The organism is Pseudarthrobacter sp. NPDC092424, from assembly GCF_044754925.1.
In the GTDB taxonomy this organism is placed as follows: Bacteria; Actinomycetota; Actinomycetes; order Actinomycetales; family Micrococcaceae; genus Arthrobacter.
Map to the genome: position 1 here is coordinate 334823 of NZ_JBIVQC010000001.1, position 11310 is coordinate 346132.

6 protein-coding genes are annotated in these 11310 nt (G+C 63.3%); 3 read left to right on the top strand and 3 right to left on the bottom strand.

Annotated features, from left to right (window positions below; all coding sequences use genetic code 11):
* Window positions 1-235 precede the first annotated feature (235 nt).
* On the top strand, window positions 236-1057 hold the full coding sequence (locus ACIQCN_RS01585; protein WP_400609068.1) for a glycosyltransferase: 822 nt from the start codon (window positions 236-238) through the stop codon (window positions 1055-1057).
* Here the strand turns inward: ACIQCN_RS01585 and ACIQCN_RS01590 are convergent.
* Together ACIQCN_RS01590 and ACIQCN_RS01595 are read right to left on the bottom strand one after the other, a co-directional pair.
* On the bottom strand, window positions 1054-4395 hold the full coding sequence (locus ACIQCN_RS01590; RefSeq protein WP_400609070.1) for a GH25 family lysozyme: 3342 nt from the start codon (window positions 4393-4395) through the stop codon (window positions 1054-1056). The genes ACIQCN_RS01585 and ACIQCN_RS01590 overlap by 4 nt on opposite strands.
* 199 nt (window positions 4396-4594) lie before the next feature.
* Entirely contained in the window at window positions 4595-6712 is a 2118-nt protein-coding gene (locus ACIQCN_RS01595; RefSeq protein WP_400609073.1) for an acyltransferase family protein, read from the bottom strand.
* Window positions 6713-6823: 111 nt separating this feature from the next.
* On the opposite strand from ACIQCN_RS01595, the gene galE reads away from it, so the two are divergent.
* Window positions 6824-7849 (top strand): UDP-glucose 4-epimerase GalE, encoded by a 1026-nt coding sequence (gene galE, locus ACIQCN_RS01600; protein ID WP_400609075.1) that lies wholly within the window; start codon window positions 6824-6826, stop codon window positions 7847-7849.
* A 52-nt stretch (window positions 7850-7901) separates the two neighbouring features.
* Here galE and ACIQCN_RS01605 read toward each other — a convergent pair whose 3' ends face one another.
* Complete coding sequence (locus ACIQCN_RS01605; protein ID WP_400609077.1) at window positions 7902-8972, bottom strand: acyltransferase family protein; 1071 nt, start codon at window positions 8970-8972, stop codon at window positions 7902-7904.
* A 367-nt stretch (window positions 8973-9339) separates the two neighbouring features.
* On the opposite strand from ACIQCN_RS01605, the gene ACIQCN_RS01610 reads away from it, so the two are divergent.
* A complete protein-coding gene (locus ACIQCN_RS01610) occupies window positions 9340-11247 on the top strand; it encodes a S8 family serine peptidase (RefSeq protein ID WP_400609079.1) in 1908 nt (635 codons plus the stop codon).
* Window positions 11248-11310 lie beyond the last annotated feature (63 nt).

The following is an 11310-nucleotide window of genomic DNA, read 5'->3' on the forward strand; positions in this document are numbered from 1 at the left end:
GAGGGGCCTTTACCGGAGAGCCCGGCAGGCGGAAGTGCCCGGTGCTAGGGTAACCGGTGTGCGAAATACAACCGGGGATCCCGCCGTCGTCCATTTCTTCGACTGTGCGGATGTTGGGAAGACACTTGTAGCCTATGGCAGGCGCGCCGGCTATCGCTGGTGGCATCGCCCCGCCCTGGCTCCCGGTATGGGCGGTGCCACCCCGTCCGGCCCCTTGCAGGCCAAGGTTCAGCAGATGTCCTGGAGGGTCCGCCGGACGGTAGAGGCTCTCCGGGCAGACGTCATGCATGTGCACTTTGGCACGCGCGGCGGAGTGGCCAACAGCAGACCTGTGTTGCCGTTTGTCATGCACTGGCACGGCACTGACATCCGGACCACGTACTACAGCCCCCAAGGACGTCCAAACGTCCAATGGGGCGCCGACCACGCCGCTGCCGTCGTTTACTCAACCCCGGACCTCCGCGAGCATGCCGAGCCGGTGCGTCCGGACGCCATTTATCTGCCGGCACCGGTCGATCTCGACGAGCTGCCCGTGTGGACCCCGGACGGCCCGCCCCGTGTTCTCTTCGCGTCCCGCTGGGATGACTCCAAGAATGCGTCCGGGCAGCTGGCCGTGGCGGAAGCAATTCTTAATGCAACGCAGGGCCGCGTCATAGTCGAAGGCCTGGATTGGGGACAACGCGTCCAAGAAGCCCGCGCACTGGGCATACGCCTCGTACCCAAGATGCCCAAGCCAGACTACCTCCGGTGGATGGCAGGAGCCCACTGCGTGGTGGGCCAGGGATCAGGGGCCATGGGCATGAGCGAACTCCAGGCGCTGGCAATGGGCATCCCCCTTGTCATGAACCCCGGAGCCGGCCTTTACGTAAATCCACCGGTCCTCCAAGGTGATGGACCGGAAGGGCTCGCAGCGCGCGCCTTGATCGCGTTGGAGGATCCGCTGGCCGAATCCGCCGCGGCACAAGCGCGACGCTGGGTGGAGCAAAACCATGGTCCCGACGTCGTCATAGCGAAACTTGCCGCCATATATCGGGGAATTGCCCGCACCCAGCCTTAGTAGGCTGAGGTATTCGAAGAAACCACTGGGCTGGAGCCGACGGAACCAGCTGTGCTCCGGGTACCCCAGCGGCTACTGCCCAAGAGCGGGTAGTAAGCCAGGCTTCCATCAGTCTGGAGGGCCATGATGCCCTTGGAGCCGGTACCGGCAAAGCCGCCGGTGCTGAAGAATGCCCGGAAGGACTGCCAGCCCACTCCGACCGTCCTGCGCGATTCGGCCACGAATGTGCCGGAGCCGTTGGATCGGAAGAGCCTCATAGCGCCGGAAGGATCCACCGCGAGCAGGTCCTGCCGGGCGTCGCCATCGAAGTCAGTCATGGCAAGCTTCAGGGTGTTCCAGCCCTTGCCTATTGTCTTAGGCGCACCGAGCGCCCCTCCCGACGTGTTGGCCCAGTAGCGCAGGACACCATCCGAATGGTAACCGACGAGGCCAGGATAGCTGCCGGCCGTGGTCCACCGTCCGGTCACGAAGGTCGTTTCGCTAAATCCGGAGGCCGCCAAGGTCACCGGTCCGCTGAAGCTGCCGGCCCTGGAACCGAAGTACACGGTCAGAGCACCGGACGACCACTGGGCAAGTACGTCAGGAATGCCGTCCTTGTTCCAGTCGACCACATGCAGGGATTTGGCGGATGACCAGCCCGTGCCGATCTGGTAGGGGGCCGTGAGGCTTCCGTTGCCGTTTGCGGGGTAGGTCCACAGCTTTCCGGCGGAGTCCACCCGCAGCACATCGGCCTGGCCCTCGATAGGTTGCTGCGGCGATATGAGGCGGCTGCCTGCGATGAGGGTCCCGGTCCATCCCGGGCCGAACGCCGTGCGGGGCCCAAAGAGACGGTTGGACAGGGGGTAGTAGCTGAGAGTTCCCTTGGAGTCCCGCGCCATCAGGCCGGTGGATCCGTCCCCGGTGAAGCCAAGGGCCGGGCTGATGCTGTTCATGGCATTCCATCCCTTCCCGATCTGGGGACGGGATTCGGCGGTGAATGTTCCGGTGCCGTTTGAGCGGAAGAGGGTCATCTGCCCGACGTTGTCGACAGCGACGAGATCCTGCCGGCCGTCGCTGTCGGCGTCGAGCATGGTCACATCCATGCGGACAAATCCCCTGCCGATTACGGACGGTGCACTGACCGCCGCTCCTGCTGCATTGCCGTAGAACGCAACGGTTGAATCCGGCCTTCGGACGATCAGCCCAGGGTAGGCCGCTCCCTTGATCCACGGGCCAAAGGTGACGTCAGCGTCCGCCAGCCCGGCGAGCAGTGTGGTCGGAGCTGCGAACCCACCGGCTTTCTGGCCCAGGCGCAGGCCAAGGTCGCCGGCTTCGGACACGGTGGCCAGGTCCTGCACGCCGTCCGCATTCCAGTCCGTGACGTGCACAGACGCGATACCGGTGAATCCCGTGCCGATCTGGACCGGTGAGCCCAACGCGCCCGCAGATGCGGAGCGCCGAAACAGCCGGCCATCGGAGTCGATGGTCACAAGGTCTGAAGCGGCCTTGATGGAGGGGTTCACGGTCTCGGCTGGGGGAGGGGGCGCGGTGGAGCCAGTGTTAATCGTCTCGCCGCCTGCGATCAGGAAGCCGTCCCAGCCCGTGCCGATCACCGAACTGGAGCCCCAGGTGGAGTTGCCGGGCACCGGGAAGTACTTGAGGCTGCCATCCGTAGAGCGTGCCATAATCCCGGAGCTGGTGTTGCCCTTGAAGGCAAAGGTAACGGAGACGCTCGTCATCTGGTGCCAGCCCGATCCCACCGCGGGACGGGACTCGGGGATGAAGGACCCGGAGCCGTTCGACCGGTACTGCCGCAGCGTACCTTCTGGATCCTGGGCAAGAATGTCTTCGTTGCCGTCACCATCGAAGTCGATCATCGTCAGGTTAAGGTCACCCCAGCCCTGGCCGATCCTGGCAGCAGTTCCAAGGCCCGCACCGCTGCTGTTTCGCCAAAAAGTCAGATTGCCCGCTTCATCGCGCGTGAGGATCTGGGGGTAGTAGCTGCCGCTGAGCCAATAGCCCACTGTCAGCTGGTAACCACCCCATCCCGAGGAAGCGAGGACTGGGCCGGTTGAAAAGCCTCCGGCGGCAAGCCCGATGTAGACCGCGACCCGCCCGGCCGTCCACTGGGCTACCAGGTCGAGGACCCCATCCGCGTTCCAGTCGATGACGTTGATTGACCGGAGACCGGTCCATCCCTGCCCGATCTGCTGCCGTGCGCCAAAAGTCCCTGTCCCCGTTGCCGGGTAGTCCCAGAGTGCGCCACTGGCGTCCGCCGCTACAACATCTCCTGTGGACATGATGGACGGCTTGGGAATCGCCCCGTCCGCGGCGGCCGCGAACTTCTGCAGGTTGGCGTAGCTTCCGTTCCAGGCGTTCGAGTCCCCGGCGAAGGGGCCGGTGCTGCTGTATTGCCAGACGCTGTAGGTGCCCCAGCCGTTCGGCATGCTTCCTACATATTTTCCGTAGGAAGCGAGATGCAACGGGTGGTTTCCGAAAGCCCCCGAGTTGCCGGTGCATTGCTTCCACCAGTCGGTGGTGGTGTAGATCATGGGCAACCGGCCCGTCCGGGAAAGAATCCGGTTGGAGAAATCCTTGATCCAGTTGACCATGGCGGAAGCGCTCATGTTGTAGCAGGTATTGCCGAGGCTGCTGTACGGGTTGTACTCAATGTCGAGCAGCGGCGGCATGGTCTTACCGTCGGGACTCCAACCGCCGCCGCTGTTCACGAAGTAGTCGGCCTGGGCGGCGCCTGTTGAGATACTCGGCAAAGCGAAGTGGTAGGCGCCGCGAAGCATTCCTACGCCCTGCGCGCCCGCGTATTGCGAATTGAACGTTGGGCTCCGGTAGGTGAGGCCCTCGGATGCCTTTACATATGCGAACCGGGCCCCCATGGAATACTGCGCGGGCCAATCAACAGTGGGTTGGTGGCTGCTGACGTCCAGCCCTTGGATCCCCGGGGCCTGCCAGGTGTTTTGGGTCTGCACCATTTCAGAGAGCGATTCGGTCTTCCCGGAGCGGGGCGAACCTGTCTGCTTTGATTTAAGGCCCTGGCCCATGTGGGCGCCATTGGCGCCAATCTCGTCCTGCAGGCGCTTCAGATCCAGAGGGACAGTCTCTCCGGGTTCCGTGGCCGGTGACGACATCTCTGGCGCTGCCCCGTCCGTCGGCTGTGTTGTTGGGGTGGGGGAGGGCATAACCGTCGGGTCCCCGGCGGGCGTGGCGGAAACGGCCGGTGCAGGTTCAAGAGCGACGGCCTGAGCCGGAAGGCCAACTGCCGCGACGGCGGCGACCACCACTACGGTGAGTGACTTGACGAACGTAGGTCGCCAGACGGGCTGGATGTGGTTCGGTTTCATCTATCTCTCCGGAGCGACAGCGTACTCCGGAAAAAGCACGCCACCTGGTTCACCTTGACCGGTTGCCACGACACGGGAAACCGATGCATCAATTCGCGAGGTCTTGACGCCGAAACGATAGCATCCGCCCGCCCGCGATACCAGAGTGAAGCCTGTGGCCTTTGTTACTGCAGAGCTTTCAGTGCCTGGTGAAGCATCGCTACAGTTGCTCCAAAATGTACGGAACAAGGGCCTTGGAATATTCGGCACTGAGATGCGAATAATCGCGGTACACGATCATTGACCCTACAACCGGATAGCAGATCTTTTCGTCGCAGAACTGCTCCCTAAGGCTGATTTGTCGGACACCCTCCGCACGCATGGCTCTCCCGGCGTTGCCAATCGCTGTATTGGCGGGATACGCCTCGGTCCGGGGCACGGCGCAGGCAAGAGGGTCGTCCGGGTTGTTGGCCAGGCACGTAGGGACGAATTCCCCATTGGTCCGGGGCACATCGTCGAAAGCCACCACTTCTTTTCCTGCGTCCATCCATTTGCGCCAGGTTTCCTTGAAACCGTCCACCGCAGGATCTTTGGTGGGGCTGTCCGGACCGGCTTTGAACGTGTAGGCCGTCGAATAGGATGCGGTAAAAACAGTGGAAATGTCCCGGTCGGCTTCGAGCTGGGCATTCACCTTGCGGTTCCATTCAACGCAGGTGCGCTGCGCCTCATCCGTGGTCTCCGAGGGAAGGACCCTTATAGCGGTTGAGGCGGGGCAGGACCCCTTGGTATAGGTCTTCACGTGCCAGCGCTGCAACTTTGCGAGCTCGTCCATGGCAGCGAACCACGCAGTCGCGTGGGAGTCGCCGACGATGGCGACAGTGGTTTCGGCTGTGTCCTTATCCACCCCAAGGTTGCAGCTGAGGACCTCGCTTTCGGTTATCCCCGTCTGGCAACCCTTGTAGGCGGGCTCGGTGTTTTGCTTGGCGACTGTTGCCGGCCCCGGGCTGGGCGCTTCCATCCCGGAGACGGGGCCGCAGTCGTTGGCCGGCTGCAGCGCGCCTGGGCCGTAGCAGACTCCGAGCTTCCGGGTATCCGTGTTGCCGGACGATGCATAAGCCGCTGTTGCCAGGCCGAAGCAGAGAGCCGCAACCAGCGCGGAACTTCCGGCAGCGAACGCGTATGGACGCCAGGAAGCGCGGAGAAGCTTTCCGCGTCGCAGCGGATCCTCAACAACGATCTTTGTCAGCCATGCAAGCAACACAGAGAGCACCAGGACGAGGACTTTTCCAGCCAGGCCGAGGCCTTGCCCCAAAATGTACGGGCCGAGGACGATCAGCGGCCAGTGCCAAAGGTAGAGGCCGTAAGACACGTCCCCGAGGAAGGTCATTGGGCGGCGGGAGAGCCACCAGGCCGGCGCGGACCGGGCGCCGCTTCCGGCACATACGAGTACGAGCGCGGTTCCGGCCACAGGCAACGTCGCAGTCCAGCCGGGGAACGGGGTTGCAGCGCCATATGCGAATGACGAGATGCAGATCAGGGCTATTCCCGCCCATGCAAGCAGCGATGCAGTCTTTCCGGTGAACTGGCGGTCAAGGAACAGGAGTGAGACCAGGGCACCGGCGGCAAACTCCCACACGCGTGTTGGTGTGACGAAATAGGCGGTGGCCTGGCTCTGCGCTGTCAAGAGGATGGAGTACGCCAGGGAAGCGGCACCCACAAGCGCAATACCCCGGATCAGTGTGGTCCGCGGGGACGGCACCTCGGTTCTGCCCGATCGTTTTGCAGACCGACGCGCCAGGAACAGTACGCCCATGAGGGTGACTGGCCAGGCCAGGTAGAACTGTTCTTCGACGGACAGCGACCAGTAGTGCTGCGCAACGGTGGCGTCATTGTGCATGGCCGAGTAGTCGACGGCGTCGTTGGCCAGGATCCAGTTCTGGACATACAGGGCGCTTGCGGCGACCTGCCGCGCAGATACTTCCCAAACGGTGGCTGGCATCCAAAGGAAGACCCCAAGGAGCGATACTCCGAGCACGAAGATGGAAGCCGGCAGGAGCCTGCGGATCCTGCGGGCCCAGAACTGGACGAGGGCGACGCGTCCGGTGCGCTCAACTTCCCGGTACATGTGCGAAGTGATCAGATATCCCGAAATCACAAAAAATACGTCGACGCCGACATAGCCGCCGCTCAGTCGGTTCGGCCACAGGTGGTAGAGGACGACGACGAGGACCGCCAAGGCGCGCAGGCCCTGGATCTCCGGCTGGTAACGGCCGGTCTTTGATGGACTGACACTGTGCGACTCTTGTGCGGGCACGACGAGGGCAGGGTTGGAGATCACAAGGAGCAACTTTATCGTGAGTTGCCGGCGGGGCCATATTGGGCGGGCCGGCGGGCGGGGGCGCAATGCATGGGTGCGTTGCCTTCCGCTGGCCGCCCTAGACTTGCAGGCATGAAGGTTTTGGTTACCGGCGGGGCCGGCTACATCGGGTCCCACACTACTCTGTGCCTGCTCCAGGAGGGGCATGACGTCATCGTGCTGGACAACCTCATGAACTCGAGCAGCGAGTCTCTGCGCCGGGTCGAAGAGCTTTCCGGGCGCACTGTTGATTTTCGCGAAGTTGACCTGCTGGACGCGGAAGCGGTCGATGCCGTGTTTGCGGAAGGTGGCGTCGACGCCGTCGTCCACTTCGCTGGACTCAAAGCGGTGGGGGAGTCCGTGCAGCGTCCGCTTGCCTACTACAAAAACAACGTTGTGGGTACCGTCAACCTGCTGGAGAGCATGGAAACCGCAGGAGTGCGGCGTTTGGTGTTCAGTTCCTCCGCAACCGTTTACGGGGCGTCCGAACACGTACCCCTGACCGAGAAATCCCCCATGGATGCCACAAACCCATATGGCAGGACCAAAGAGCAAATCGAAGACATCCTGAGCGATCTTGGCGCGGCGGACCCCCGCTGGAGCATAGCCCTGCTGCGGTATTTCAACCCCGTGGGCGCGCACGAGTCCGGTCGTATCGGAGAAGACCCCCGGGGTGTGCCCAACAACCTTCTGCCGTTCGTAGCGCAGGTGGCCGTGGGACGCCGGGACAAGGTCATGGTTTTCGGGCACGATTACCCGACGCCCGACGGGACGGGGGTGCGGGACTACATACACGTGATGGACCTCGCGGCAGGGCATTTGGCTGCGCTGCATTATCTTGACCGGGCTACGGGCACGTTCAGATGGAACCTGGGCACGGGGCGGGGGTCTTCAGTGCTCGAGGTCATCGAGGCTTTCAGTGAGGCCGCGGGCCGCCGGATACCGTACGAGTTCGCCGCCAGGCGGCCGGGCGATGCGGCAGTGAGTTACGCGGACGCCTCTGCGGCTCTCGCTGACTTGGGCTGGTCGGCTCGACGCGACCTGGCGCAGATGTGTGCTGACCACTGGCGCTGGCAACAGACCAACCCGTACGGATATCAGGACACCCCTTCCCGCTAGGAAGCGTCTCTGCGGTCAGCCATAGATCGAGGCGGCCGTGGGAGCGGTTTCGTCAGGCGCGGGAGTGTGACTCTTTCGCCGCTTTGACGTCCAAAGCCGCAGGATGTGCTGCCCGCAGTGGAGGTTTGAAGAGCCACCGGAACCTCGAATCGACCGCCAGGTCGTACAGCGCCAGGGAAGCAGCCGTGACAACGAGAAGTAAGACTGGAACAGCCGCCGCATTGAGGACGGCCAGATCCTGCGGGATGGTGCTTCTCCCGCCGCCAAAGAAAGCGGCGAGTCCACCGACTACCGCCAGAATCACAGGGTGAAGCAAATAGAGCGGCAACGTGCGGGCAGCCAGGTACCGTGACGCCGTCCTTACAGGACCGAAACGGGACGCCCATACGGAAACCATGATGGCCGCCACCAGCCCCGTAATGGTCATCACGGTAATTACGGGCAGCTCAGTGCCGCGGCCATACACCAAGTGGGCCAACCCGGCGTACATAAGCACCGCCCCCAGGGCCAGCATTCGGGTGCCAGTGTCAGCCAGACGCTTCACCTGCGTTGACGCGTAGCAGCCGATGAAGTACCAGAGAGCAAAAATGGCGATGCGGCCGATGTTGGCTGCCATGGTGTCAGGGACGAACTCAGGGATTAGCCGTTTGACTGCCGGCTGGGCAACCAGGACCAGCAACGCCATTAGTGTTGCCAGCTGCGAGTGCCGGCGCAACAGCTTGGCGGCGATAAAGAACACCACGAGTACGGGCAGAAACCAGTAAGCAGTCCCCCCTTGGAAGACTGTTCCCAAACTAAATGCCGCATAGCCCCAAGGGTCGGCAGGTCTGTAGGCAAAGCCCGCGGCGAGGGAGAAAACGATGCTCCACAGCAGGTAGGGCCACAGGATGTCCGCGAACCGGGAACGCCAGGACTCTCTCCACGGCCGGTGGATTGCCTTCGAAGCCAGCATGCCCGCCGCAAGAAAAAACAACGGCATTCTCAAGGGCAGCAACATGCGGCTGAAGTCATTCCACGTGGTCAGAGCCGCGCTGTCTGTACCAGGGAACAACATGGTTACCCCGGTGCCGCCCACGTGGTAAAGCACTACGAGCAGTATGGCGGCGGCTTTCGCGGTGTCCACCCAATGCAGCCGCTCCGACTTGGGGCTGAGTACAGCATTGGGGCTGGGGAGCTGAGACATCACCGGTCAAATTTATCACCAGGGCGCAACCGCCCCCTTTGGTGCCCGGGGCGTACACCTTTAAAACAGGCCCGGATAAGGTGCGCACCTCGGATGCAGGCTCTCCTGAAGGCGCGCCACGCGGAAGCCGCAGGTTATGCCAAGGAATCGCGAAGGTGTTCCGATAGGGATGTGGCCAGCGGTTAGCGTTAAGAACTGTAAACCCCACGCGCGCCGCACTTTTCTGCTGCCCACACGAGGAAGAGGAAGAACCATTCGTTTCCAATCCGGCGGTCCCGCCATCGCAGCAGGAGTCCTGGCTTCCTTCATGCTTCTCCCGGGGGCGCTGCCCGCGACCGCCGCCACTACCGCTCCGGCACCGGACGAGGCGGAACGCCGGTACGTCGTGACATATGCGCCTGGCACGGATATGGCCGCAGAGGCGAGGGGCCTGCGGGCGCAGCGCATCGGCGTCGGACGGACGTTCTCCAACGTTCTCCGTGGCGCCGTGGTCACCGCCACAGCCGGTCAAGCCGCAGCCGTGGCCCGGTCCAAGCGGGTACTGTCCGTTGAGCCCGATTCGCTGGTCGGGATCGACGAGACGCAGAAGCCTGCCACATGGGGTCTTGACCGTGTTGACCAGCGGGCGCTTCCCCTGTCGGGCAGTTACAGCTATACAGCCTCAGGCAGCGGTGTCCGCATTTACGTTGTAGACACGGGCATCCGGGCAACCCACGCTGATTTTGGTGGCCGGGTCGCGAAGGGCTGGAGCGTAGTCAACGACGGCCTGGGGGATTGCAACGGACACGGGACGCATGTTGCGGCCACTGCGGCGGGTAAAGCATACGGCGTTGCAAAGACCGCCACCCTGGTACCAGTACGCGCCCTCGCCTGCGACGGCTCCGGATACACGTCTGATGTCATCGCGGGCCTGGAATGGATCGCGGCCCAACACCAGACCGGCACGCCCGCGGTGGCGAACCTGAGCATCGGCGGTTTCACCAGTACCGCAATGGATTCGGCAGTCAATGGACTCATTAGTGACGGCGTCACCGTGGTAGCCGCCGCCGGAAATGCAAAGACTGATGCCTGTGGCCGTTCTCCTGCCCGTGTGCCGGCGGCCTTGACGGTTGCCGCCAGCGACTCGGCAGACCGGCAGGCTTCTTTCTCCAACTACGGACGGTGCGTCGACCTCTACGCACCCGGCGTCGCCATAACTTCAGCCTGGAAGGACTCGGATTCTGCTTCGGCTTCACTGTCGGGAACGTCCATGGCCACGCCCCATGTGGCCGGGGCAGCCGCCGCCGTGCTGTCTGTCTCGCCGGCGCTCAGCCCGGCTGAGGTTGGGGCCAGGCTCCTGGCCAAAGCTGAACCCGGAAAGATTGTAGGAGCCACCAGCGGCACACCGAATCTGCTGCTGTACGCTGACCCTCTGCTCGGAATCTCAGAGTCGGCTCCGGCTCCGGCCCCGGCCCCGGCGGCGCCGGAACCGGCCCCGGCCAGCGCCTCGGTTCGAAGCACTGCCGACACCCTGGCGGTCGGGCCCGACGGAACTCTGTGGAACTATCCGTCCAACGGCAACGGCGGGTTCCTGCCACGCGCAGCAATCGGTGCGGGGTGGTCGGGCGTGCAAACCGGATTTGTCACAGACTGGAACCAGGATGGCGTTCTCGACGTCCTTGCCCAGTGGAAGGACGGGCGCTTTACCTACTACGAGGGACGCTCCGCGGGAGGTTTCGTAAGCGCCAAAGCCATCGGTCAGGGCTGGGGCGGCTTCAAAGTAACCGTTGGCATGTGGAAGAACGGCGACAAGTACCCGGGAGTGGTCGCGTACGACCCCGCGGGGACCCTGTGGTACTACCCCAACACCGGAAACGGGACCTTCGGCTCCCGCGTGCTCATCGGCTCCGGCTGGAGCGGGCTTTACATCACGATGGCGGACTACGACGGCGACTCGAACCAGGACATCCTCGCTAAGCGCAGCGACGGAAGCCTGATTCTTTATCGCTCCAACGGTGCCGGCGCCTTCATGCCCGAAGCGAGGTCCCGTATCGGGTCGGGTTGGAACAACATAGATTCCATCACCCGCCTGGAGGGGTACGAGGGCGCAGGAAGCCACGGGCTGATGGCCCGCTGGACCGACGGCCGCCTTGCCTACTACCCCGTCAACAGTGGGGCGTGGGGAAGTCCGAAGACCGTGGGCTCAGGCTGGAGCGCGTTCAACATCTTCCGGTGAACCCCCGTTATCCACACCACGCCTGATATGACTTGGCTGTGTGATGTACAGTCCTTAAGCTTT

Excerpts from the sequence above, each read along its gene's own strand:
- ACIQCN_RS01610 (WP_400609079.1), top strand. The coding sequence starts at position 9,340 with ATGCTTCTCCCGGGGGCGCTGCCCGCGACCGCCGCCACTACCGCTCCG.
- ACIQCN_RS01590 (WP_400609070.1), bottom strand. The coding sequence starts at position 4,395 with ATGAAACCGAACCACATCCAGCCCGTCTGGCGACCTACGTTCGTCAAG.
- galE (WP_400609075.1), top strand. The coding sequence starts at position 6,824 with ATGAAGGTTTTGGTTACCGGCGGGGCCGGCTACATCGGGTCCCACACT.
- ACIQCN_RS01585 (WP_400609068.1), top strand. The coding sequence starts at position 236 with ATGTCCTGGAGGGTCCGCCGGACGGTAGAGGCTCTCCGGGCAGACGTC.